Annotated in this window: 21 protein-coding genes and 2 pseudogenes; 11 read left to right on the forward strand and 12 right to left on the reverse strand. The window is 65.7% G+C overall.

Annotated elements, in window-relative coordinates; genetic code table 11:
• Positions 1-9: 9 nt before the first annotated feature.
• Genes LK440_RS00890 through LK440_RS00905 form a run of 4 tightly spaced genes read right to left on the reverse strand, consistent with a single transcriptional unit; the run spans position 10 to position 4,261 of the window.
• Complete coding sequence (locus LK440_RS00890; protein ID WP_005016377.1) at positions 10-798, reverse strand: ABC transporter permease; 789 nt, start codon at positions 796-798, stop codon at positions 10-12.
• Positions 795-1,619: an ABC transporter permease gene (locus LK440_RS00895; RefSeq protein ID WP_005016373.1), complete on the reverse strand. Its 825-nt coding sequence runs from the start codon at positions 1,617-1,619 to the stop codon at positions 795-797. The genes LK440_RS00890 and LK440_RS00895 overlap by 4 nt, the downstream gene beginning before the upstream one ends.
• Before the next feature lie 22 nt (positions 1,620-1,641).
• Positions 1,642-2,727 carry an ABC transporter substrate-binding protein gene (locus LK440_RS00900; RefSeq protein ID WP_005016372.1) on the reverse strand — a complete coding sequence of 362 codons (1,086 nt, stop codon included), beginning with the start codon at positions 2,725-2,727 and terminating at the stop codon, positions 1,642-1,644.
• 16 nt (positions 2,728-2,743) lie between these two features.
• Positions 2,744-4,261, reverse strand: a complete 1,518-nt coding sequence (locus LK440_RS00905; protein ID WP_005016370.1) for an amidohydrolase family protein — start codon at positions 4,259-4,261, stop codon at positions 2,744-2,746.
• 325 nt (positions 4,262-4,586) lie between these two features.
• On the opposite strand from LK440_RS00905, the gene LK440_RS00910 reads away from it, so the two are divergent.
• The 8 genes from LK440_RS00910 to LK440_RS00945 all read left to right on the forward strand — a co-directional run bounded on the left by LK440_RS00910 (position 4,587) and on the right by LK440_RS00945 (position 13,556).
• Positions 4,587-5,540: a Bug family tripartite tricarboxylate transporter substrate binding protein gene (locus tag LK440_RS00910; RefSeq protein ID WP_005016368.1), complete on the forward strand. Its 954-nt coding sequence runs from the start codon at positions 4,587-4,589 to the stop codon at positions 5,538-5,540.
• 89 nt (positions 5,541-5,629) lie between these two features.
• Complete coding sequence (locus LK440_RS00915) at positions 5,630-6,118, forward strand: sigma-70 family RNA polymerase sigma factor (RefSeq protein WP_005016366.1); 489 nt, start codon at positions 5,630-5,632, stop codon at positions 6,116-6,118.
• Entirely contained in the window at positions 6,105-7,067 is a 963-nt protein-coding gene (locus LK440_RS00920) for a FecR family protein (protein ID WP_005016364.1), read from the forward strand. The genes LK440_RS00915 and LK440_RS00920 overlap by 14 nt, the downstream gene beginning before the upstream one ends.
• A 164-nt stretch (positions 7,068-7,231) precedes the next feature.
• On the forward strand, positions 7,232-9,580 hold the full coding sequence (locus LK440_RS00925) for a TonB-dependent siderophore receptor (RefSeq protein ID WP_406564581.1): 2,349 nt from the start codon (positions 7,232-7,234) through the stop codon (positions 9,578-9,580).
• Positions 9,581-9,735: 155 nt separating this feature from the next.
• On the forward strand, positions 9,736-10,500 hold the full coding sequence (locus LK440_RS00930) for an enoyl-CoA hydratase (protein ID WP_005016351.1): 765 nt from the start codon (positions 9,736-9,738) through the stop codon (positions 10,498-10,500).
• A complete protein-coding gene (locus LK440_RS00935) occupies positions 10,500-11,624 on the forward strand; it encodes a CaiB/BaiF CoA transferase family protein (protein ID WP_005016348.1) in 1,125 nt (374 codons plus the stop codon). The genes LK440_RS00930 and LK440_RS00935 overlap by 1 nt, the downstream gene beginning before the upstream one ends.
• A gap of 36 nt (positions 11,625-11,660) precedes the next feature.
• Positions 11,661-12,572, forward strand: coding sequence for a LysR family transcriptional regulator (locus LK440_RS00940; RefSeq protein WP_005016347.1), 912 nt, complete (start codon positions 11,661-11,663; stop codon positions 12,570-12,572).
• Between the two features lie 114 nt (positions 12,573-12,686).
• Complete coding sequence (locus LK440_RS00945) at positions 12,687-13,556, forward strand: Bug family tripartite tricarboxylate transporter substrate binding protein (protein ID WP_025341247.1); 870 nt, start codon at positions 12,687-12,689, stop codon at positions 13,554-13,556.
• A gap of 5 nt (positions 13,557-13,561) precedes the next feature.
• On the opposite strand, the pseudogene LK440_RS00950 reads toward LK440_RS00945, so the two are convergent.
• The 5 genes and pseudogenes from LK440_RS00950 to LK440_RS00970 form a co-directional block, all read right to left on the reverse strand.
• Positions 13,562-14,182, reverse strand: a pseudogene (locus tag LK440_RS00950) (ABC transporter ATP-binding protein).
• A 126-nt stretch (positions 14,183-14,308) separates the two neighbouring features.
• A pseudogene (locus tag LK440_RS00955) lies at positions 14,309-14,785 on the reverse strand (HD domain-containing protein); the annotation flags it as partial.
• A gap of 84 nt (positions 14,786-14,869) precedes the next feature.
• The gene (locus LK440_RS00960) at positions 14,870-15,667 is read right to left on the reverse strand and encodes an ATP-binding cassette domain-containing protein (protein ID WP_005016335.1); all 798 of its coding nucleotides are present in this window, start codon (positions 15,665-15,667) and stop codon (positions 14,870-14,872) included.
• Positions 15,655-16,389, reverse strand: a complete 735-nt coding sequence (locus LK440_RS00965; RefSeq protein WP_005016331.1) for an ABC transporter permease — start codon at positions 16,387-16,389, stop codon at positions 15,655-15,657. Before LK440_RS00965 ends, LK440_RS00960 begins: the two co-directional genes overlap by 13 nt.
• 47 nt (positions 16,390-16,436) lie before the next feature.
• Complete coding sequence (locus LK440_RS00970) at positions 16,437-17,450, reverse strand: ABC transporter substrate-binding protein (protein ID WP_005016329.1); 1,014 nt, start codon at positions 17,448-17,450, stop codon at positions 16,437-16,439.
• A 225-nt stretch (positions 17,451-17,675) separates the two neighbouring features.
• Between LK440_RS00970 and LK440_RS00975 the strand changes: the two genes are divergently transcribed.
• The 3 genes from LK440_RS00975 to LK440_RS00985 all read left to right on the forward strand — a co-directional run bounded on the left by LK440_RS00975 (position 17,676) and on the right by LK440_RS00985 (position 20,515).
• A complete protein-coding gene (locus tag LK440_RS00975) occupies positions 17,676-18,746 on the forward strand; it encodes an LLM class flavin-dependent oxidoreductase (protein WP_005016327.1) in 1,071 nt (356 codons plus the stop codon).
• A gap of 82 nt (positions 18,747-18,828) precedes the next feature.
• On the forward strand, positions 18,829-19,596 hold the full coding sequence (locus LK440_RS00980) for an alpha/beta fold hydrolase (protein WP_005016326.1): 768 nt from the start codon (positions 18,829-18,831) through the stop codon (positions 19,594-19,596).
• Between the two features lie 154 nt (positions 19,597-19,750).
• The gene (locus tag LK440_RS00985) at positions 19,751-20,515 is read left to right on the forward strand and encodes a MipA/OmpV family protein (RefSeq protein ID WP_005016325.1); all 765 of its coding nucleotides are present in this window, start codon (positions 19,751-19,753) and stop codon (positions 20,513-20,515) included.
• A gap of 217 nt (positions 20,516-20,732) precedes the next feature.
• On the opposite strand, the gene LK440_RS00990 is transcribed toward LK440_RS00985, so the two are convergent.
• The 3 genes from LK440_RS00990 to LK440_RS01000 form a co-directional block, all read right to left on the reverse strand.
• The gene (locus tag LK440_RS00990; RefSeq protein ID WP_005016323.1) at positions 20,733-23,120 is read right to left on the reverse strand and encodes a TonB-dependent receptor; all 2,388 of its coding nucleotides are present in this window, start codon (positions 23,118-23,120) and stop codon (positions 20,733-20,735) included.
• A gap of 90 nt (positions 23,121-23,210) precedes the next feature.
• The gene (locus LK440_RS00995) at positions 23,211-24,206 is read right to left on the reverse strand and encodes a FecR domain-containing protein (protein ID WP_005016321.1); all 996 of its coding nucleotides are present in this window, start codon (positions 24,204-24,206) and stop codon (positions 23,211-23,213) included.
• A complete protein-coding gene (locus tag LK440_RS01000; RefSeq protein WP_005016319.1) occupies positions 24,203-24,706 on the reverse strand; it encodes a sigma-70 family RNA polymerase sigma factor in 504 nt (167 codons plus the stop codon). Before LK440_RS01000 ends, LK440_RS00995 begins: the two co-directional genes overlap by 4 nt.
• Positions 24,707-24,744: the final 38 nt, after the last annotated feature.

Below are 24,744 nucleotides of genomic sequence, written 5' to 3' on the forward strand. Positions count from 1 at the left end.
ATCCTGTCGTTATTGCGCCGCGCCACGCAGAAAGGCGAGACGGCGTTCAATGGAGCGGGCCAGCGCGTTCAACAACCAGCCGACCAGGCCGACGACGAACATGCCGAAAATGACCAGATCCATCTGAAAGTGTTCGCTGCCCTCGATGAGCAGATTGCCGATTCCCACGCCGGCCACCAGCAGGTATTCGGCGCCTATGGTGGCCAGCCAGGAATAGATAAGCGCCAGATAGATGCCCGTGAAGATCGCGGGCGTGGCAGCCGGCAGCACGACATACAGAAAGGTCTGGCGCCGCGTGTAGCCGTAGACGCGCGCGACTTCCAGCAAGGCCGGGGGCGTGCTGCGTATGCCGTCGCAGGTATTGACCACAACGGGCACCAGCGCGGCCAGCGACAGAAACACGACCTTGGCGATGTCGCCCAGCCCGAACCACACCGAAATCAGCGGAATCCAGGCAAAGAGCGAGATCTGCTTGAACGTATTGAAGCTCGGCCCGACCAGCCGGTTGAACACGCGCGACACACCCAGCAGCGCGCCCAGCACCAGCCCGCTGGTGGTGCCGATGACAAAGCCGGTCAGTTCCCGCGCGAGGCTGGCTCCCAAGGCGCGCCAGAGCTTGCCGGTGAATATCTGGTCGGCGGCCGTTTCCAGCACCTTGGCGGGCGAGACCAGCAGCGCCGAGTTGACGACCCCGGCCTGAGAGGCCGCCCACCAAAGCAGGATGAGGGCCGCCGGCAGCACGGCACCTCGCCAGCGCCGCTGGTTTTCGTCGACTGCGGTGATCGGTTGCGCGATCATGGCCGTTCTCCCTGCGGATTGCCGGCACGATGCGCTCCGATCAGAAGCGTCTCGCTCCAGTCGAGCAGACGGTCGATGGCGTAGCCCACTGCGCCGACGATGATGACAGCGGCCATGACCAGATCGAGCTGGAACAACTGCCGGCCGTAGACGATCAGGTAACCAAGGCCTTCGCTCGAGGCGACCAGTTCGACCACCACCAGCGACAACCAGGCTTTGGTAAAGCCCAGGCGCAGTCCGGTAAAAATCGTGGGCGTGGCCAGCGGCAGCACGACCTCCAGCACCTCCTGGCGCCGGCTGTAGCCATAGACGCGGGCGACTTCGCGCAGTGCCGGGCTGGCCAGGCGGAAGCCTTGCAGCGTGCCCAGCGTGACCGGCACCAGGGCGGCCTTGGCGATGAGGATGTACTTGAGTGTCTCGCCGATGCCCACCAGCAAGAGCACGAAGGGCAGCCAGGCCAGCACCGGAATCTGCACCAGCGCGTTGAACAGGGGCAGCAGGTAGGCCTGCAACGGACGCCACAGGCCCATGGCCACGCCCAGGACCAGGCCCAGCAAGGCGCCGGTGGCAAAGCCGACCAGGACACGTGCCATGCTCGCGCCTAGGTGCAGCCAGAGGTCGCCACTGGTGGCCAGTTCGCGCAGCGTCTCCCACACATAGGCGGGAGGCGGCAGCACCTGGGAGGAGATCCAGCCTTGCGCGGCGCCGGTATGCCACAACAGGTAAAGCAACAGAGGCAGCAGCCAAGGGGCCAATTGCCAGGCCAGGCCTCGGCCATCCAAGGCAAGTGCCGGTAAACGGGGCAGGCTCAGCGTGCTCATGATGACTCCTTGATGGATGGCGTCAGCGCGTGCTGGCCTGGGGAGCCTGGCTGGCGGGTAGGCCGCTGGCATCAAACGGCGTCCAGTGGCCGGTCAATCCCTGCGTCTTGAGCGCCTGATCGATATAACGGGTGTCGAACCATCCATCGATGGCGACCGGGCGGCAGATGAGTTTTTCCTTCAGCGCGTCGGCGGCCACGGCTTTGTAGCGGGCAATGATGAAGTCATCGACCAGCGGCGAGTTGCGCACCGCCAGGTCTTGCTTGTCGAACTCGGCGGCCCAGGAGGCATAGGGAACGCCGCTTTTCTCCCAGATCTTGAACAAGGCATCGCGGTTTTTCTCGTCCGAGGCCCATTTGGCGGCCTGTACGAAGACGTCGACCACCTTCTGCACCTGGGCCGGGTTCTCGCGCTCGAAGTCTTCGCGCACCAGCAGCGAGGCCTGGCGCGTGAAGGCGGGATCCTGGCCCTGCGTGGAATAGATCACCTTGGCCAGGCCTTTGTCGCGGACCTTGAACCACTCATAGCCGCCGAATGCGGCGTCCACGCCGTTGGAAACGAGCGCGGCCTGGGCGCTGCCGGTGTCCAGATTCACGCTCTTGATATCGCGTTCGGCCAGACCGTGCGCGGCCAGTACATTGATGGCGACCAGATGACCGTTGGTGCCGCGGAAGATCGACACCTTGTGGTCTTTCAGGTCTTCGATGCGCGAGAGCGTCGAGGCCGGCGGCGCGACGACGTACAGGTTGTTGCGCGCGCCGCTGACCAGCAGCAACTTGGTCTTCAGACCATTGGCCCGGCCCACGACCTGCGGCAGGTCACCTTGATAGGCAAAGTCGATCTGCTTGTTGGACAAGGCTTCGTTGACAGCAGGGCCGGCGCCCTTGAAGAACAGCCACTCCACCTTCACGCCGTCGTCCTTGAAGGCTTCTTCCAGTGCTTGGGTGGCGCGAACCACGCCGCCGGGCGAGCCGCCCCAGGTGATGGGATCTCCGCCGCCGGCCGTGGCCACGCCGATGCGGACCACCTCGGCAGCCTGTGCGGCGGCGGTCGTGGTAAGAAGAATGAGCAGGGCGGCGCGGGCCACCGTTTTGGACAGCGTATTCATGCATGGACTCCAGGGATCAGGCGGCTTTTGCTTGCGAGGCGAGCTTGCGTTCGACTTCGGTGCCCACGAAGAACGCGGGGTTGGCTTCGGTGTAGAAGCGGTAGGGGTTGCCAAAGACAAAGGCCTTGAAGTCGGCGGCGCTGATGACGCCTTGTTCGACCAGGTCCCAGCTCTCTGCCAACGGTTCGGTCAGATCCGGCACATCCCAGTGGCCGACGTCCGATGACCAGATGGCGTTGATTTTTGTACCCAGCGGATTGACGCGGTCGTTGAACGCGGCGGCCACGGTACGATCGTCGGCCTCTGAGCCAAAATAGAAACTGTCGACCCAGCGCGCACGGATGTCCTCGACGCTTTCAATGCCTGCCAGTGCGAAGTCGTCGAGTTCGTCGGGGTTGGGATCGCGGCTGTGGGGCAGTGCGGAGATACCCAGGCTGTCGCGCAGCAGTTGGGCCGGATCGATGTCGCGGCCCTTGATGAAATCGGCCCCGTAGCGCTCGAACAGGTTTTTCAGCAGCGCCAGGTCGGCATGGGCCGGGTTGTAGTTCTGCACGGCGACCCGATTGCGTTTTTCCCAGCGGTCGACCAGGTGCGTATACACATGCGAGCCCCAGTCCGCGCCGCCTTCGAGCAGGCCGACGCGCAGGCCGGGAAAACGACGCGTGACGCCGCCGAAGAACAGCGCCTTGGCAAAGGCCTGCGAGCCATCGGCGAAATGCCCGATGTGGTTGAACATGTAGTTGCTGATGGACTGGCGTCCCGTCCACCCCTGGCTGCCGTAGTGCGTGGTCACCGGCACACCCAGCTCGACGACCTTGGCCCAGAACGGGTCGTAGTCATACTCGCTGTCGATGCCGTAGAAGTCGGTGTAGTGGGCGTGTTTGGCAATCTCGGGGTAATCGCTGGCGGGATATTTGTCGGCAATGGCCTTGATGGGGCGTTTGACGCCACCCGGGATATTGATGACCTTCAGGCCCAGGGTCTTGACCGCGAACTCCAGCTCCTCGATGGCCTCTTGCGGGGTGCTCATCGGAATGCCCGCCACCGGCGTGAGGCGATCGGCGTACTTGCGGTACTGGTCGGCGTGAAAGTGATTTATGGCGCGGTGCAGTGCCTGACGCGTATCGTCACGCGCGGCCAAGGGCGCCAGCACATCATTGGGAAACAGGACGGAGTAATCCGAGCCCTGTTCCGCCAGGCGCTCGTAGAGCAGTTCGGGAAGCGTGTAGGTCGCCAGATCCAGGGTATTGCGCGTGACGCGTGCCCACCATGGCGCGCGCGGCGTGCGGTTGTACTGACGCTCTTCGGCCGTTTGCGCATACCAGTCTCGGCCTTGCGATTTTGTCGCAAAGCGCGCGCCCAGCGCACGGCGCAGTGCGTCCACCAGTTTGGCGCCGCCATAGTGCTGCACGTAGTCTTCCAGAATGGGCGCGTAGTCGTTGACGTGGACATCGGTGTCGATCACCGGGTAGTCCAGCGTGGCTTTGACGGCGGCGGATCGCGAGGCTTGGACGCGGCTGAGACGGTCGTTCATGGCGGGCTCCAGAAAAGAAAAACGTCGGTATCACTGCTGACGAAAAACTCTAAGACAGTGCGTCGTGCAGCCCAACGAAGGATTCGTTCTTTTCTTGTGCTTATGAGCAAATACCCCGTAGAGAAAGCGGTCTGGCGCAGCGTCGCGTCCGCGGCTGGCAGACGGCGGCGCGAGGTGCCGGCCCGTATTTGCCTTTATCATGAAGGCCTGGCCCGACAGGGGCCGGATGGCAGTCGCCACACGAGTCGGCGCCCGACGGTGGCTCAAAAGGCGTACCGAGACAGTGCGGGCTGCGCCCGCGACGATTCCTCTTTGCGAGCTCATCATGAAACGTATTCTTGCCGGCCTGTGCACCAGCGTCGCGCTGGCCTCGGCCGCTCACGCCGCTTATCCCGACCGCCCCATCCGCCTGATCGTGCCTTTCCCGCCCGGGCAGGCCACCGACATCTTCGCGCGCGCGTTGGCCGAGAAATTGGGCACCGACCTCAAGCAGACGATCGTGGTCGAAAACCGCGCGGGCGCGGGCAGCAACATCGGCATGGCCGAAGCCGCTCGCGCCAAGCCCGACGGCTATACGCTGGTGATCGCCGGGAGCGCGGCGGCCGTCAATCAGACCCTGTACAAGAACATCAATTTCAGCTTGACCCAGGACTTCGCTCCCGTGTCGGGCGTGTTCTCCGTGCCGCTGGTTTTCCTGGCCACGCCGGCTTCAGGCATCACCAGCATTGCGGCGCTGGTCGAGCGCGCGCGCGCCCAACCCGGCGACCTGGTCTACGCCAGTGCCGGCATTGGTGGCACGCAGCATCTGGCCGCGGAAATGTTCAAGGCAGCCGCGAACGTCGATGTCCGCCACATCCCGTACAAGGGCAGCGGCCCGGCGCAGGCCGATTTCCTGGGGGCGCAGGTTCCCCTCATGGTGGATTCGGTCACCGCGGCCTTGCCGCATATCCAATCGGGCAAGGCCGTGCCGCTGGCCGTCACGACGAGCAAGCGCCTGGCGCAATTGCCGGATGTGCCCACGGTGGCCGAGAGCTATCCAGGATTCGAGGCCATCGGCTGGGCCGCCGTACTGGCGCCGGCCGGCACTCCCGACGACATCACCGGCAGCCTGAGCAAGCACATCGGACAGGTGCTCACCAGCCCGGAGATGAGCAAGTTCTTCACGGATCGAGGGGCTCAGGCCATGCCGTCTTCGCCCAAGGCGACGGCCGATTTTGTCGCCGCTGAAGTCGGAAAATGGGGCGAAGTGGTGCGCCGTTCCGGAGCCGAGGTGGATTGAACCCGCGCCGGCCGGCCGGATGGTGGGCCGGCCGTTTTGTAATTGATAATTGAAACTATTATCATGTGTGGCCTTATCGATCATGTGCCATGCGTCCTTTCGGTTTCCTTGTCTTTTACGAAGAGCTGCTTGCGGTCTGGACCCGCAAGCTGGGCTGCCGCGACGCGGCGCGGGATCTTGCGCACGACGCCTTCGTCAAATGCCTCGAGGCCGACAGTTCCAAGATCGAGCAGCCGCGCGCCTATCTGCATCAGGCCGCGCGCAACGCCGCGATCGACAACTTTCGCCGTGAAGGCGAGCGCCAGTGGCTTCCGCTTGATACCATAGCCGGCGAGCCCGGCACGCTGGGCGATCCCGTGGCCCAGGCCCGTGCCCAACAACTGGGCCAGGCGCTGGAAGTCGCGCTGGCGGAACTACCGCTCAAATGCTGCCAGGTTTTTATCTGGCAGCGTCTGGAGGGCCTCACCCAGGCCGAGATCGCCGAGCGCATGGGTCTGTCGAAAAACATGGTCGAGAAATACATGATCCGCACCGCCTTGCATCTGCGCCAGCGCTTGGGGGCTTATGCGCCCAACTGACCGCAAGGCTGATCCGGTACGCGAGCAGGCCGCGCGCTGGTTTGCGCGCAGCCGCGACGGACTCGACGCCGCGTGCCGCGCCGAGCTCGATGCCTGGCTGCGCGAAGATCCGCGCCACGCTTATGAATTCCAGGCGCTGCACGCCATCTGGCAGGCGGCCACTCAGGTGCCAGCCGACCGCCTGCGAGCGCTGGCCGAGCCGCCCGCTCGCCGCCCTGTTTCCGCCCGCCGGGCAGTGCTGACGGCCGGCGCCTGTGCGCTGGCTCTGGGCCTGGGAGCCGTCGTCTGGGGGGTGTTGCCGGGCGCGGACGTCGTCGACTACCGCACGGCCGCCGGCGAGCGCCGGGAGGTCCGGTTGCCCGATGGCTCGCTTGCCCTGCTTAACAGCCGCAGCCATCTGCGCGTGACCGTCGACGCGAGCAGCCGACGGGTCGATCTCCTGGCCGGAGAAGCCCTTTTCTCCGTGGTCAAGGATGCCAGCCGATCGTTCTCGGTCGATGCCGGGGCGGGCACGGCCACTGTGACCGGAACCCGCTTTGTGGTGCGCCGCGACGGCGAGGCGCTGCGGGTGGCCGTCGAATCCGGTTCGGTGAATGTAGCCGGCACGCGCGATGCGCACGGTATCGCGCTGGGACCGGGACAGGCGATCCGCGTCGATCCGCAAGGCCGGGTCGGAGCGATCGAACCCGCGGCTCTGGATACCACCCTGGCCTGGCGCTCGGGGCAAATCATCTTTACCGATACCGATCTTGGGGCCGCGCTGCGTGAGGTGTCGCGCTACCGCGAGCAGCCGATCGTGCCGGCCGCCGATGCGCGGCTGGCATCCATGCGGCTGAGCAGTGTGTTCCGCACCGACGATACGGACGCCTTCCTGTGCGCCTTGCCGCGTATCTTGCCGGTCGAGCTGCGCACGTTGCCCGGTGGCGGCGTCGAGGTCGTGGCACGCTAAAGCAAGGCTGTTACAAAATACTTGTTCAGGTCGTTCAGGTTTTTGGGCGCCGCTGCGTCTTCTTCGCCATTGCCGGGAACATGCCCGGTCAGAGTCAGGGAGAAGCCGACGTGAATCACACAAAAAAGAACCGCCCGCGAGTGCGGCTGGCCACCGCAGGTGTCATGCTCTGGATGGCAAGCGCTGCAGCCTGGGCCGATGACATCAACGTGGCGTTGCCGGCCCAGCCGTTGGACCAGGCGATCCGGACACTGGCGCAAAGCCAGGGTCTGCAGATCTTCTTTTCGTCTGACCTGGTGCGCGGCATGCAGGCGCCGGCGGTGGCCGGGCGCATGTCGGCGCGCCAGGCGCTTGACGCCTTGCTCGCGGGCAAACCGTTGCGCTTGCGCGAGGATGGCGATGCCTACATCCTGGAGCCGGCGCCGGCGGCGGCCGCTGCGATCGACCTATCGCCCATCGAGATCAGCGCTTCGCGTACGAGCGGCCTGTTTGCCACGCAGCAAACCATCGTGCTCGAGCGCGAGGCCTTGCAGGAACTGCGTACTGGTTCGGACAGTCTGGCGACCTTGTTGTCCAAACAAGTGTCTGGGATGGCGGACTCCAGCCGAACGATCACCGACTATGGCCAGACCCTGCGCGGGCGCGGCATGCTGGTGCTGGTCGATGGGATCCCGCTCAATACCAATCGCGATTCGGCGCGCAATCTCGTCAATGTCGATCCTGCGACCATCGAGCGTATCGAGGTCATGCGCGGCAGCAGCTCGATCTACGGCGCCGGCGCCACCGGGGGGATCGTGTCGATCACGACACGGCCGGCGGGCGGCGAGCCGGTAGCCGAGACGACCGTGACGGCCATCTCGCCCCTTAGCCGGCTGCGGGCCGACGGGCTGGGCGGCCAGTTGCAGCAGTACTTCGCCGGCAGCCAGGGCATGCTGGACTACTCGCTGGATCTGGGCGCGCGCCACAACGGCGCGTCCTATGATGCGCGCGGCCGACGCATTGCCTCGGAGCCGAGCCAGGGCGATCTGTTCGACTCGAACATCTACAGCCTGGGCGGCAAGTTGGGGCTGCGCATCGATGATCGGCAACGCGTGCAGCTATCGGCCAGTTATTACAACGCGGATCAGGATTCCGATTATGGTTCCGACCCACGGGTCGCGAGCCTGCCCCCTGGCACCGCGCACGCCTTGCCGCTGGGCGGCCTCGAGCTGGTGGATCAGAATCAGATTCGCAACACCATGCTCAACCTGGAGTACGAGCACCTGAACGTCTGGGGCAGCAAGTTGTCGGCGCAGGTGTATTACCGCGATTTCTACACGCGCTTTACGCCCTTTGATGCGCGTGCCGTCGTCACGCGCGGCAACCATGTCGATCAGGTCATGCAAAACTCCAAGGTGTGGGGCAGCCGCCTGACGCTGGACACGCCGCTGGCCGAGCACACGCGGTTGCTGTGGGGCGCTGACTTCAATCAGGAACGCAGCGACATGCCCATCGATATCTTCGATGCGGCCGCCTTCGACGCCAGCGGGGGCAGAGTTTTTCGCAAGACCGGGCGCTTGACGTATATGCCTTCCCTGACCACGCGCAGCACGGGCATCTTCGGTCAGCTCGAGCATCGTTTCAATGAACAGTGGTCCGCTCACGGGGGTCTGCGTTACGAGTATGCGCAGGCCAGCTTCGGTGACTTCGTGCCGCTGTCGCAGTTGCGGGTCGCCAATCCGGCCACCGTCACCGGCGGTTCGGTCAATTACGATGCGCTGCTGTCGAACATCGGGCTGACCTATGCGCCTGTGCCGGACCACGAGTTCTACACGACCTTCAGCCAGGGCTTTCAGTTGCCGGACATCGGCGTGCAGATGCGCAACGCGCGCCCGGGCTTCGATATTGCGTCTTCCGATCTCGAGCCGGTAAAGATCAACAACTATGAGGTGGGCTGGCGGGGCACCTTCGGCCGCACCTCGACATCGCTGGCCGTCTTCTACACGACCTCCAAGCTCGGTGACGTGCAAAGCTTCAACAACGGCCTCATCCTCACGCGCACCAAAGAGCGCATCTACGGCGTGGAGGCCACCGTGGATACCTCCACCGACGACGAGCGTTGGGGCACCGGCGGCACGCTGACCTGGATGCAGGGACGCGAGCTGCCCGACAACGGCTCCTGGCGCGACATGACGGGATATCGCATTCCGCCGTTGAAGCTCAGCGCCTACCTGCAGTACCGGCCAAATGAACGCTGGTCGGCGCGGGTGCAGGGCAACTTCCAGGCCTCGCGCGACTATCGTCTCGATGGCGTGGCGAGCTTCGGCCGGCGCGATGTCAGCAGTTACTTCACGGTGGACCTGATGGCGCGTTATCAGTTCACGGCCAAGGACACCTTGACGCTGGGCGTGGAAAACGTCTTTAACCGCGACTACTACCCGCTCTACAGCCAGTTGATGCGCAGCAATACCAACACCAGCCGTCTGCCTGCTTCCGGGGCCGTGCTCAAACTGATTTATCAGCACCGCTGGTAAGGGCATTGCCGTGTGCGGATCCCGCCCGCGCGGGGCGGGATCCGCACGAGGTCATGATTTATTCTCGTTGGGACTTATTTCATGAAAAATACTCGCTTGTTGTGATCAACGCCGCCCCTTAGCATCGGCGGCATGATCACAGTTGGAGTCTGTTCATGAGCGCGCCTGCCACCATTCCCGTCTTTGCCCATGCCATCGTCAGCCGCGACGAGCGCGGTGTCTACACGCTGTGCATCCACGACGCCAAGAGCCTGAATATCCTCGCCTCGGCCGTGACGCTCAGCCTCACCGAAGCGGCGCGCTGGGTGGCGGCGCAACCGGATGCGCGGGGGGCCATCCTTCGCGGCAGCGGCGAGCGGGCGCTGGTCGGCGGGGCCAATATTTACGAAATGGCCGATCTCGACCCGCAAGGCGCGCGCGAATTCATCACCCGACTGCGCGATCTCTGCGATGCCGTGGCCGACATTCCGGTGCCCACGATCGCGCGTATTGCCGGGTTTTGCCTGGGCGCGGGGATGGAGCTGGCCGCGGCCTGCGACATCCGTCTGGCCAGCGAGGATGCGGTGTTTGGCATGCCCGAGGTCCGGGTAGGCATCCCATCCGTCATCCACGCCGATTGGCTGCTGCTGACCGGAGAGACGATCGACGCCGGTCAGGCATTGCAATGGGGTTACGTTGAGTTCGTCAGCGAGCGGGACGAGTTGGATGCCCTGGTCGAGAAGACGGTCGCGCCCATTGCCGCCAGCGGCCCGCGTGCCGTGCGCTCGCAGAAAGCGCTTTTGCGCTACTGGAGCACATCGACCGTCCAGGCGGGGCTGGACCGCAGCGTTGCGGCGTTCGGCGAGGCCTTCACCACGGACGAGCCGCGCCGTTACATGGCGCCCTTTGTCGCACGCAGACAGCACAAGGAGAGCCGGTGATGGCAGGGCCGCTGCAGGGCGTTCGGGTCGTGGATATGACGTCGGTGGCCATGGGCCCGTATGCCACGCAAATTCTGGGTGACATGGGGGCCGAGGTCATCAAGGTTGAAGCGCCTGAGGGCGATGTCTTCCGGACGTCGGCTCCGGCCGCCCATGCCGGCATGGGGCCGGCGTATCTCAACCTCAATCGCAACAAGGCCAGCGTGACGCTGGATGCCAAGCAGCCGGCTGATCGTGATCGGCTCTTCGCCCTGATCGCCGAGGCGGACGTGTTCGTCTCCAATGTGCGCACGGCGGCGCTGGCCCGTCTGGGCCTGGATGCGGCCACGCAGTGTGCGCGTCATCCCCGGCTGATTCACTGTTCGGCGGTGGGCTTTGGTCAGGACGGCCCCTATGCTTCGCATCCCGCTTTCGATGACATCATCCAGGCCATGAACGGCATGGCGGATCTGCAGGGTCGCAATAGCGGCGCGCCCGCCTATGTGAACACCATCATGGCCGACAAGGTGGCTGGGCTGACACTGGCTTATGCCATCCCCATGGCCTTGTATGAGCGCGAGCGCTCGGGGCAGGGCCAGGCCATCGAGGTGCCCATGTTCGAGACCATGGTGTCCTTCACCCTGGTCGAACACATGAGCGGGCACACCTTTGTGCCGGCGCGTGGCCCCATGGGCTACAGCCGCGTGCTGTCGCCGCAGCGCCGGCCTTACCGCACGCGCGATGGGTATCTGGCGCTGCTGCCTTATACCGATGCGCAATGGGGGCGTTTCTTCGCGTTGGCGCAGCGACCGGATCTGGCGGCCGATCCGCGTTATACGGATGCCGCCACACGCGCCAGGCATTTTGATGCGCTCTACCAGGACCTGGCAGATATCGTGGCCAGCCGCGACACGGCGCAGTGGCTGGCGTTGCTGGCCAACGCCGACATCCCGCATTCGCGCGTCAATTCGCCCGAGGCGCTGTTCGATGACCCCCACTTGCGCGCGACGGGCTTCTTTGAGCAGGTGGAGCACCCGACAGAAGGCCGCCTGGTGACCACGGCGGTCCCCGTACGGTTTTCGCGCACGCCTGGCGGGTTGCGACGCCTGGCACCGCGCCAGGATGCCGATCGCGATATTCTGTAGTTCACTGCCCGGCGGTCCAGGCCGGCGACCGCGACCATGAACATCACACTCAAGCAACTGCGCGTCTTCTGTGCGCTGTATGAATTGCGCAGTTTCACCGCGGCCGCCCGCGCCGCCTTCGTGACGCAATCGGCCGTCAGCAAACTGTGCGCCGAGCTCGAGGCCGAGGTCGGCCAGCCGCTGTTCGAACGCTCCACGCGCAGCATCACGCCGTGCGATGGCGCTGCGGATTTCTATGCGTATGCGCAGGAAATTCTGGGTACCGTGCGTGCGGCCGAACGCAGCATGTCCGGGCTGCGCAGCCTGGAGCGCGGACGGGTAGGGGTGGCGACCTCGCCGCTCATGATGGTGGGCCTGCTGGGCGACGTCGTGGTCGATTATCATCGCGCGCATCCCAGCGTGGCGCTCGATCTCTTCGAGCTCTCCACCGACGACACGATAGAGCATGTACGCAACGGTCGTGCCGATTTCGGCATCGTGTCGCTGGAGACCCCGGCGCAGGAGCTCAGCACGCGGGTGATCTACCGCGACACCATGTTTGCGGTGTGTGCGACGCATCATCCATTGGCGGGCCAGGAGGCCGTCACGTGGGCTGAAGTGGCCGCGCAAGAGCTCATCATGCTGCGCAACGTCTACAGCGTGCGGCGCAGCCTCGATCGGGTCGCGGCGGACCTTCGGCTGGATTTCGACTACCGTATCGAAGCCGGTATGTTGACGTCGGTGTTGAAGCTGGTCGGCGCGGGGCTGGGCATCACCGTGGTGCCGGGCTATGCGCGCGGCCTTGCCCGCGAACTAGGCCTGAGGGTGCTGGACATCGATGGCGCGCGCCGCCATGGCCACGAGCTGTGGCTGATCCAGCGCCACAACGCCCGCCTGTCGATGGCGGCGTCGGCGTTTCTGCACGATACCGAGCAGGCGCTGCGCCAGCGCGAGGCCAGGGAAGATTGATCCGTAACCGGAATAAGTCTATGAAAATTAGTCCCTTGTTGGGATAAACGATGGACGCGCATCATACGTTTCCACGCAAACGGGCCTGAGCGGTCCGCAGGAGACAAAAAAATGATGAAGCGCACCTTCCTGAGCCGCGCCGCCAGTGTTGTGGCCATGAGCGGTCTGACGCTGGCGAGCGCGCTGGCCGCCGACATGCCGCCGGCCGGCTATCCTGACAAACCGATCACCATCGTGGTGCCGTTTTCGCCGGGCAGTGCGACGGACACGAGCGCGCGCATCATCGCTGAAAAGCTTGGCCCGCGCCTGAACGTGCCCATCGTCATCGAGAACAAGCCCGGGGCGTCCGGCACCATCGGCGCGGCCTTCGCCGCACGCGCGCAGCCCGACGGCTACACGCTCATCCTGACCAGCAGCTCGACGCACTCGGCCACCCCAGCCCTGTTTCGCAAACTGCCGTTCGACCCCACGGGTGATTTCGTCCACGTCATCCGCATCGCGACCATTCCCATGATGCTGGTGGTGCGCGAGGACGCACCCTATGACTCGCTGCAGTCCCTGGTCAAGGCCACGCAGAGCAAGCCGCTGAATTACGCCTATGGCTCGCCCACCAGCCAGATCGCGGGCGCGACGTTCAATACCGTGGCCGGCGCGGCGGCCAATGCCGTGCCCTACAAGAGCCAGCCGCCGGCCGTGACGGATCTGCTGGGCGGCCATGTCGATTATCTGTTCGCGGACCTGTCGGTCGTGACGTCCTTCATGCAAAGCGGCAAGCTGCGCGGGCTGGCCTTCACCGGGCACGAACGCGCCAAGGATTTCCCCAAGGTGCCCACGATCCTGCGCGAGCCAGACGTGGTGCAGCGCTTCGAGTCGCTGGGCATGCAGGTCTCGCCAAATACGGTCGGCGAGCACAAAGCTTTCGCTCAAAAGCAGCGCGAAATCTGGACGCAGCGCGCGGTCGACGCCAAGATAGAGCCGCAGTAAAGCGCTCAGGACGCGCGCAGCGCGGCCACATCGACGGTGCGGGCGCCGCAGGCCTGCACCAGATCCGGGTCATGGCTGGCAAACAGCACCACCCGGTCGCGCGCTCATAGACGGAACGTCTCGGCCAGCACGTCGCGGGCCTGGGCGTCCAGGCCCTGGCTCGGGCCGTCCGCCACGACGACGGCCGGGTTGCCGATGGCCGCTGCGGCCACAAAGACCTTGCGCCGCGTGCCGGTCGACATCTGCTCGAAGCGCTTTTCCAGATGCGGCTCGAGGCCCAGCCGCATGGCCAGGTCCATGACGCTGTCATCAAGCGCGACCTGCTTATCGGCGGCGGCCTGCCTGAGCAGGCCCAGCCCGGTCTGCTCAGGAAACAGCAGTCAATCGTCGGGGACGTAGGCCAGGCGCGGGCGGGCCGCTTGCGGCTCGCCCGCAAGATCGTGCCCGCCGATCCAGACCGTGCCCGTATCGGGCGTCATGACGCCGGCGATGATGTTCAGCAGCGTGCTTTTGCCGGTGCTGTCCTGTTCGCACAAGGCCACGCAGCCCGGGCCAAAATCGTGCGTCAGCCCTTCGAAGACGAGGTGGTCGGCGTAGCGTTTGCTCAGGTTTTCGATACGCAGCATGCGGCCGGCATCCTTCAGGAAAGAGGAGGAGTGAAAGTGCGCGCGGACCTGCCTGGCGGCTTCGGCCCATAGCGCTGGCGCGCCGCGCTCGATGACGGGGCCGTAGCGCGCCACGACCTGGGCCTCGTTCAGGTGCGCCGCATTCCACGTGCCGCCATCGGTGGCGGTGTTGTGCAGCAGGGGTTGCAGTCTGTCGAGCGCTTTGGCAAAGCGCGCGTCGTCGCTGCTGCCGGCTTCGAACTCCTGCCACAGCGCGTAGAGGGCTTCGCCCTGATCGGGCGGCAACAATGCAAAGATACGCAGCGCGGCAGCTTGCTCACGCTCGGCCTGGCCGGCTTGCGCCGTTGCGTCATGAAAGGGGGTGTCGCCGGCATCGATCTCGACGATGTCGTGGATCAACAGCATCTTGACTACGCGCAGCACATCGACGGGCGCGGCGGCGTGCTCCGCCAGCGTGAGCGCGTACAGCGCCAGATGCCAGGAATGCTCGGCGCTGTTTTCGCGGCGCGACGCATCGATGAGCGTCGTCTGGCGCAGGACGCGCTTGAGTTGGTCTATCTCTCGCAGGAAGGAGAGCTGGCCTTGCAGCGGGGCGGGATTCACGCGGGGGTGGGGTCAGGGTGTTGCGTGAAAAAAGTATAGCAGCGCGGCCTCGCGCCGGGCCGCGGGCAGCCCCGCACGTGGCCGTCAGGCGCGGATATAGGCCCAGCCTTCGGCTTGTTTCTGCGCCAGGTAGAGTATCGCGGCGGGCACGATCGTCAGATTGGGTGGCGCCTGCGTGCCCGTGGCCAGCAAGGTGTTGGCGCAGACGCGCAGACGGGCATCGGTGGCGTGCGGGTCGGCCAGCGCGGCCGCGACGCCGGCGGCGTTGACCACGATCTCGACTGCGGCGTGTGGGTCGGCCTTGAGCAGGTTGGCGGCGTTGTTGCGAGCGCGGCGCAGGGCGTCGGCGGTGGGGGCGTGAATGAGCACGCGCAGGAGGTCAGGCATGTTCGAGGATATGGGAGATTTGCGCCACGTTCTGGGCAAAGTCCGGCAGCGCGCGATTGCGCGGGCGATGCCCACGCGTTGGGCTTGTCCGCCGGAGAGTTGGTGCGGCCAGCGGTCGTCCAGGCCCTCCATGCCGGTCAGCGCCAGAGCCTGCCGCGCGCGGCGGCGTTTCTCTTCGCCGGATAGACCCAATCCCTCCAGCCCATAGGCCACATTGGCGCCGACTCGGCGCCAGGGCAGGAGCCGGCTGTCCTGGAACACCACCGCACGGGCGCGGCAGCCGGGCTTGGGGCGAGCCTCGAAGCGCACGCTGCCTCCACCCGGTTCGGTCAGGCCGGCGGCGGCGCGCAGCAAGGTGGACTTACCCACGCCCGAGCCGCCGACGATGGCCACGAAGCTGCCGGCCTGGATGTCCAGCGTCAGGCCGCGGATCACCGGCGCGGTCGCGCCGGGATGGGTGTAGCTGAAGTTCTCGAAACGCATTACGGCCGCCATTGCAGTACCCGTTTTTCCAGTTGGCCGTAGGCGAAATCGCACAGCGTATACACCAGCGAGATGGTCAGCATATAGACGACGACCGCGTCGTAGGCGCCTACGCCCGCGGCGGCGTTCATCTCCTGGCCCATGCCGGGCACGCCCAGCAATTCCGCCGCGATCAGTGTCATCCAGGCCTGGCCGATGCCGGCGCGTACACCGGCCAGCGCGCCCGGCGAGATGGCCGGCAGCGTGATGCTCCAGGCGCGTGCCAGGTAGCTGCCATGTCCGAAAGCCCGCGCCAGTTCGTACAGGCGCGGATCGACGTTGCGCACCGCGGCATAGGTGGCGAAGTAGTTGACCCAGAACACGCCGATGGCGATGACAAAGGCCGCGCCGGCGTGGCTGACCTTGAACCAGGCAATGGCAAACACCACCCAGGCCAGCGGCGGGATGGGGCGCAGTACGCGTGCCAGCCAGGCTTGCAGCATGTCGAAGCGCTGCGTCGTGGCGGCGGCCAGGCCGACGCCGAAGCCGAACAGGGTGCCCAGCGCCAGGCCCCAGAAGTAATGCACCAGGCTGGAGCCCACCGCCGGCAGCAGCCGGCCGTCACGCCACTCGCGCATCAGCGCGCCCGGTAGGGCGAAGGGGTCGGGCAGCGTGCCGCGCGGCGCCCACTCCCAGACCTGGGCGGCTTTCCAGATGGCCAGAAAGATCAGCACTCCCCGCGCGCCATAGAACATGCGCCGGGGCCAGAGCCGCCGGCGCGGTAGTGACGGCGCCAGAGCGATTACGCTGGTGTCCATTTGGCGTTGACGTAGAAGCGAGTATCAAAGAGTTGGCCGATGTCCACGCGCTCGGCTTGCGTGCCCAACTGGGCCTGGAAGTCCTGCAATTGCGCGGTGGCCGCTTCGATGGCGCGGGGGTCGGCTTCGAATTGGTCTCGCGAGTTGCGGATGGCTGCTTCGACGAGGTCCAGCGGCAGGCGACCGCCGCCGACGAATTTCTGCACATAGCCGGCCGCCTTGGCGGGATCGTCGCGCAGCATGGCCGTGGCGGCAATCTGCGAACGCACGAGCGCCTGGACGATCTCGGGGTGGTTCTTGATCAGCGTTTCGCGCACGAGAAGAACGGCGCCGGGCTGCTTGGGAAAGAGCTGCGAGCCGCGAGCGACCACACGTGCGTCGGGCTGGCGGCGCAGGACCGAGGTGGTGGTGGGTTCGAGCACGGCCGCACCGTCGATGGCACCGGTCATCAGCGATTGCTGGATCTGCGCTTCGCCCTGATAGACGAAATCGATGTCCGCCAGATCGGCTTTCAGGACGTTGCGCAGCCAATATTGGAGGGCGGCTTCGGGCACCGCGCCTTTGGGATAGCTGGCAATGACGGCCTTGCGGCCTTTTTCCTTGGCAAAGCGGGCAAAGGCGGTAGACGGGTCGCCCGAGGCGAAATACGGCGCCAGCGGGCCCAGGGCCAGGACGCCCACCTGTTCGACGATATTGGAGGCGACCACCTTGATGTCGGCACCCTTGGCGCGCGCCACCAGGGCCGGGCCGATGCCCACATAGGCAGCGTCGAGCTGTCCGGCGATCAAGGCCTGGGTCAATGCCGGGCCGCTTTGGAACTGCACGAGCTTGGGCTGAGTGACGCCATCGGCGGCCAATGAGCCGCTTTCCAGTGCGACAAAGAGCTGGGCATCGGGAAGAATGGGCAGGTAGCCGATTTCCAGTGCGGGTTGGGCGGCCTGAGCGGCGCTGCCCAGACCGGCGGCCAGCAAAGCGGTGGCAAACAGCTTACGCAACATGATTCAGTGGTCCTGTGCCCGTTATGGGCTTAGCTTATGTCTTAATAATTTTAAGGAAGTTGTCCTAACAATTTCATTCATTTTGGTTATATGCATAGTTGTATCCGCGCGGGTAGCGCGCGCGTGGGCGGTTATTGCTGCGAGCTATTAGTGTCCAAGAGATCGGTCTTCGACCCACGCGCCGCCTTGCGGTAAGCTGGCGTTTTCTCCTGGCCGGCATTTCGCATGACGACATCCGAATATCTCTGGTACATCCCCAATCACACCGAGGCCGGTCATCGCGGCGACACCGCGGCCGACGATCACAACAGCCTGGACACGCTCACCCGCCAGGCGCTGGCCCTGGAAACGCATGGCTGGACCGGAGCCTTGCTCGGAGCCGGATGGGGACGCCCCGATACCTTCACGGTGGCTACCGCGCTGGCCGCACGCACGACCCGCTTCGAGCCCTTGATCGCCGTGCGGCCGGGTTACTGGCGTGCCGTGCAGTTTGCCGCCGCCGCGGCCACGCTGGATCACCTGAGCGGCGGCCGCGTGCGGGTGAACATCGTTTCGGGCAAGGATGACCTGCAGGCTTACGGTGATCACGAGGGCGGGCAGGACGAACGCTATGCGCGCACGCGGGAGTTCATGCAACTGACGCGCCGGTTATGGACAGAGGAGGCGGTCACCTACGACGGGGACTTTTTTCAGGCCAGGCAGGCACGGCTGCAGCCGCAGGTGGTGACGCGGGGGGCGCGGCGTCATCCCAAGTTGTACTTCGGTGGCGCCTCGGCAGCGGCCGAGCGGGTGGCTGCCGCGGAGGCGGACGTGCAGTTGTTCTGGGGCGAGCCGCTGGCCGATCTGGCCGAGCGCATCCATCGGCTCAAAACACTGTCGGCACGGCTGGGTCGTGTGCACGCGCCGCTGGAGTTCGGCTTGCGCATCACCACCGTCGTTCGTGAGACGACGGAGCAGGCATGGGCCGACGCCCAGGCACGGGTGGCTGCGATGGCGAACGCGCAAAACGGGGCCTGGCAGGATCATCGCCGCGCCGTGGCTGTGGGCCAGCCGCGCTTGTTCGACCTGCAGCAGCGCGGCGAGGTGCTCGATGACATCCTCTACACCGCACCCGGCCGCCACGGCGGCGGCGGGGCGGCGACGACCTGGCTGGTGGGTTCCGCCCGCGATGTGGCCGCAGCGCTGCGGAAGTACCAGGATCTGGGCATCACGCAGTTCGTGCTCTCCGATACGCCTTATCTGAACGAGATCGGGCGGCAGGGCCGTGACCTGCTGCCGCTTCTGCGGGCCGGCTGACGGCGGCCGCGCTGGCATGCCCGGGCAAGCGCGAGCCCGGCGGGGACGCTACTATCGTGTTCTCTCTTGTCTGGCGGGCACTATGTTGACGACGCAGGATCATTTCATCGAGACGGATCACGGCCGTCTGTTCGCCCGCCGCTGGCATGCTGGCGAGACTGGCTTGCCGCCGGTGGTGTTGCTGCATGATTCACTGGGCTGTGTAGCGTTGTGGCGTGATTTTCCTGCGCGGCTGGCTCAAGCGGCCGGCCGGGACGTGATCGCGTATGACCGCCTCGGTTTCGGGTGCTCGGATGCGCATCCTGGCCGGCTGGACCTGGACTTCGTCAGCCAGGAAGCCGAGTCGGGCTTGCGCTGCGTGCGAGAACAGCTGGAGATCGGGCCGTTTGTCGCCATGGGCCACAGCGTGGGCGGCGGCATGGCGATCGTGGCTGCTGGCCGGTATGCGCACGATTGCTGGGGCTTGATCACCGAGTCGGCCCAGGTCTTTGCCGAGTCGCGCACCCTGTCCGGGATCCGGCAGGCGCGCGAGGATTTCGCTCTGCCCGGTCAGTTGGACCGATTGAAAAAGTATCACGGCGACAAAGCCGCCTGGGTGCTGAGCGCCTGGGTCGATAGCTGGCTGTCGCCGGATTTCGTGCAGTGGAATCTCGACACGGCGCTGGCCGAGGTCCGCTGCACGGTGCTCGCGCTGCACGGCGACAGCGATGAATATGGATCCCTGATCCATGCCGAGCGCATCGCCGGCCAGACCGGCGGGCAAAAAAAGGTCTTCGCCCAGTGCGGACATGTGCCGCACCGTGAACAACCCGAGGCCGTGCTGGCGGTCATCGGTGCGTGGCTGGCGTAGTCCCCCCGCGCCGGTTCGCCGGCCCCGGCCGGATCGACTGTGGCGTGCAGCCAACTATGGCCGCCATCGATCTGAAACGAATCCCTACAAACCCGGATAATATCGCCGGCAACGGCGGGCACGAGCCTGGCCGCAACGCAAGCAAGGAGTCCTGATGTACGTCGGAATGTTTACGAAAGGCGCGCTGGCAGCCGTAGCGGTGGCGGCATGCTCGCAAGCCGCAGCGCAAAGCCAGAACTTCATCGGGCTGGGCGTCGGTGTCGTCCCGGTGTATGACGGGTCGAGCGAGTACCGCACGGTTCCGCTGCCGCTCATCAATTACGAGTCGGGCAATTTCTTCATCACGCCGCGCGCCGGTCTGCCGGCGATGGGTTTGAAGACCACGCTGGCCCCGGACCTGAGCGCCGGCGTGTTCATCGGAGCCAATCTCGGCCGGGACGCCAGCGACGCCGATCGCACGCGCGGCATTGGCGACATCAAGTTTCACGCGGCCTACGGCGCCTATGTCGAGTGGGCTCCGGGCCGCTACTCCCTGGGCGCAGCCTACCGCCAGGCCGCACACAGCGGTTACGGCGGTGCGCTGGAGCTGCGCACCTCTTATGCCGTGTTGCAGACCGAGCGCAACAGCGTTCGCGTCGGAGCCGCGACCCAATGGGGCAGCCGCGACGATATGCAGACGTGGTTTGGTGTGACGTCCTCGCAGGCGGCCAACAGTCGTGAGGGCCTGTCGACGTATTCGCCTTCGGCCGGCTTCAAATCGGCATCGGTGTTTGCCAGCTGGGCCTACCTCTTCGATGCGCGCTGGAGCCTGCTGACCAATCTGGGCGTGAGCTCCGTGTTGGGTGACGCGCGCGACAGCCCGCTGAACGAACGCCGCACGAATCTGTTCGGCAGCGTGGGCATGGTCTACGCGTTCTGAGCGGGTGGGCTTCGGCGTGCTGCGCCACGCCTTGGCGAATGCGCCGCTTGCGTAGCCCGGCGAGGGTTCGCGGCGTCGGAGACCGTACCGCGGGCCGCCCCGGCGGATCGTCCCTGACGGCGTCGGCGCGAACGCCCCCCTTGTTCTTCATCATGTAAGCCCCGAGGGTTGGAGGGATCTCCAACCCTCGGGGCCAGTACGCCTGGCGTGTTTCCGTTCAGAAGTCGATCTGCGCCGACAGCAGCACCGCGCGTGGCGCAGCCACCGAGGCATAGGTGCCGCTGGCCAGCCAATAGCTCTTGTTGAACAGGTTTTCGATGTTGGCGCGGAACACGATGGCATGGCCCATCATCCGCGTGCTGTACCGCGCGCCCACGTCGTAGCGGGTCCAGGAGGGCAGGCGGATGGTGTTGGCGGCGTTGAACCAGGCCGACGAGGTGTGGATCACGCGGGCATTGAGGCTCAGGCCCTGTACCCACGGCATGTCCCAGTCCACGCCAAGATTGAAGGTGCTGTCGGGTACGCCATTGGCGTCGTTGCCGTCGTTGACGCCGCCCGCGCTGCGGGTGATCTTGGCATCGTAGAAGGTGGCGCTGGCCATCATGCGCAGGCCGGAGACGACTTCGCCGGTAGCGGCAAGTTCGAAGCCACGGTTGCGCTGCTCGCCGTCAAAGCTGTAGACGTTGGTGGTCGGGTCCGTCAACGCGTTGGGACGCTTGATCTGGAACACCGAGGCGCTGGTCATGACACGGCCCCAATCGACCTTCACGCCCGCTTCGTATTGCTTGGATTTGTAGGGGGAGAAGACCTGCCCGGCATTGGCCGCGGTAGCGGGTGCTACGCCACCGCGCGTCAGGCCGGACGTGAAATTGCCGTACAGCGAGACGTTGGACCAGGGCTTGAACACCACGCCCGCCAGCGGAGAGACGGCGCTCTCGTCGTAGGAACTGGTGAGGTCACCCGTGGATGTCGAGTAGTTATCCAGCGCCACGCGTTGCTGCCGCAGGCCGCCGGTGATCATCAGGCGGTCGTCGGCAAACGACAGCGTATCGGCCAGCGTGAAGCTGGTGAGCGCGGTTTTCGACGCCTTGTTGGGCGAGCCCCGATGTCCGGTGACATCAGGCAGGGGGGACGGGTTGTAGATGTTCGACGGTGTAGTGGCCGTCGAGGTGAGGTAGAAGTTGCCGAGCTCCTGGTCCAGGCGCGTGGCACCCAATGCCAGATTGTGCTTGACGCCCCAGGTGTCAAAGCGTGCGCGCAGCCCGGCCTCGCCGGTGGAGGTGCGCGAGTAAGAGTCATAAAAGGCATTGCGGGCCGTGAAGTCGCCATTGGCATCGACCGGACCGGGCGGGAACGTCTGATCGGCCGTGCCATAGCGATAGCCGCCGGCGGCATAGACCGTGACCGCGTCGTTGATGTCGTACTCCAGGCGCGAGGCGACGGTGGAGTCCTCCAGTTTGAGCTGCGTGCCCGGGTAGAAGTTGCGGTGGCCGGACGGCGGCGAAGGCAACTCGGTCACCGAGGATTGGAAGCCCACCTGAGGGCGGAAGTTGTCGGTGCGCTCGCGTTGCGTATAGGCATCGAGCGACCAGCGCAGGCGCTCGCCGCGGTAGTCCAGCGCCAGCGCGCCCATCCCCTGGCGCTGACTGCCGCCATCGAGCGTGGTCTGGCCGTTGTGATAGACGCCGTTGACGCGGATGCCCCATTCCTCGTTGTCACCGAAACGGCGTCCCATGTCGAGCATGCCCCCCAACTGGGACTTGTCCTGATAGGTAGCGGTCAGGCGGGTGAGCGGTTCGTCGCCGGCTCGCTTGGTCACCACATTGATGCCGCCGCCGATGCTTCCATTGGGGCCGACGCCATTCATGAGCGTGCCGGGCCCTTTGAGCACTTCGACCCGCTCCATGATGGCCGCCGGCATGCGGCTCGAAGAGGTCAGGCCGAACAGGCCGTTGAGCCCCACGTCGCCACTGGAGACGGTGTAGCCCCGGATCTGGAAGTCTTCGCCAAAGCCGCCGCTGGAGGTCAGCGTGCGCACCGAGGCTTCGTTGACCACGACATCGGCCAGGGTGCGCGCCTGTTGGTTTTCCAGTGTCTGGGCGGTGTAGTTGGTCGTGTTGAAGGGCACGTCCATGACGTCGGCGCTGCCCAGCATGCCCAGACTGCCTCCGCGGGCGACCTGCCCTCCGGCGTAAGGCGCAGGCAGTCCGTCGCTTGAGGCCTGGGCCGCCACGGTGATGGCCTGCAATTGGGCCACGCCGCCATGGCGTTCGAGCACATATCCGCCGGCGCCTTGGGGCCGGACCTCAATACCGGTGCCGGCCAGCAGGCGTTCGAGACCGGTTTGCACGGTAAAGCTGCCCCGCAGGCCGGCGCTGTCCAACCCCTGCGTGACCTCAGGGCGGAAGGACAGCAAGACGCCAGCATCGCGGCCAAAACGGCCCAGCACTTCTTCGAGCGTGCCGGCGGGGATGTCGAAGCTTCGTGCGGTCTGGGCCTGGGCCGCCAGCGGCCAGGCGGCCGACGCGGTCACGCCCAGCGCGCCCAGGGCCAGGCGAGTCGCCAGGGTGACGGTGCGCAGGGAAAGCAGAGAGCGTTGTTTCATGGACAGGTCTGTTTTGAGAGAAGGTTCACTCCCCTTGACCCGCGAGATCCGAAAACGGATCAGTATTCGGCAGAAATGTTGTAACCGCGGTCAGGACAGGTGTAGCCGGCGCGCCCGCCACAGCGGCGCCTGTGTGTCCAGGTGCAGGCCCAGGGTGATCGCCACGGCGGCCAGCACGCGCGGCACATCGCCGGTGGGAAAGGCTCCGGAGACCTGAAGATCGGCCACGGCCTGGGCGCAGGACAGGTCGTCGGCGGTGTAGCGACTGAGTTCGGTCACAAAGTCAGCCAGCCGCATGCTGCGCGCGACAATGAAACCGTCTTTCCAGGCAAGGTCGCGCTCATCGGCTGGGGAGGCCTCGGCGATGCCTGCGGCGGTGTAGCGCGCGCGGCGTCCCGCTGCCAGCAGCAATCCCTGTGCGGGATAGTCGCGGGGTTCTATCTGCACCTGGCCTTGCAGCACGGTCACGCAGGTCGCGCGCGAATGTTGCCGCACGCTGTATTGCGTGCCCAGCGCCCGCGCCACTCCCTGACGGGTCTGCACCAGGAAAGGCCGGGGCGGGCTCTGCGGGTCAGGGGCCGTTGAGATGAGCACCTCGCCGGCCACCAGAGAGAGCAGCCGTTGCGCCGGACTGAAGCGAACATCGACGGCGCTGTTCGTATTGAGGATGAGGTGCGTGCCATCGGGCAGCGTGAGCGCGCGCCGCTGACCCGGGCGGGTGCGCTCATCGGCAGACCATTCGCGCCAGATCAGCGTATCGCGCAAGGCCCAGGCAGAGCCGCCCGCCATGGCCAGCACCGCCAGGGCCTTGATACCGTTACGCCGCGCCGGCAGCAGGACGGTGCGGCTGGCCGCGGCGCTGTCGGGCGCGGCCAGCGGACGCAGTTGGCCCAGGACAGACTCGATGCGCGCCCAGGCGCGAGCGTGGTCCGGATGCGCTTGATGCCATTGTTGCCAGGCCATGCGGTTCTGCGGCGAATGGTCTTCACGCAGGTCGAGCAGCCAGTGCAGCGCGCGTTCGGCCACCTCGGACGTGACCTTCCCGGCATCCTGCGTGTGCCGGTACCACGCGGAGTGCCCGCTCATCGCGAACCGCCGAGATCGGCGAAGCAGCAGCGTGTCAGCGCGCGGACGATGTGGCGTTTTACCGTCGGCACGGATAGGCCGAGGGTCTGGGCAACCTGCGCATGGGTCTGGCCCTCCAGTTGCGACAGTAGAAAGGCACGCCGCACGAGGGTCGGCAGCCCGTCGAGCTGCCGGTCGAGTTCGAACAGCGTCTCGAGCAAAAGCGCGCGCTCTTCCGGCGAGCGGGCCAGGGGCTGTGGTGCCAGCGCCAGAGCGTCGAGGTAGGCGCGTTCGAGCTTCTCGCGGCGCCAATGATTCGACAGCAGCCGCTGTGCGACCGTGGTCAGAAAGGCGCGGGGCTCGTCCAGGACGGCCGGCACACGCTCGCTGCACAGCAGGCGGATGAAGGTGTCGTGCGCCAGATCGGCGGCTTGTTCCCGGTTGCCCAGGCGGCGGTGCAGCCACCCTCGCAACCAGGAGTGGTGGTCGATGTAGAGGGTTTCTAGGGTCGTGGGCAGCACACAGAATCTCGCCGTTCGTGTAACAGGGCCGGCGTGCT

Origin of the sequence: Bordetella holmesii (genome assembly GCF_020735985.1) — a bacterium.
In the GTDB taxonomy this organism is placed as follows: domain Bacteria; phylum Pseudomonadota; class Gammaproteobacteria; order Burkholderiales; family Burkholderiaceae_B; genus Bordetella; species Bordetella holmesii.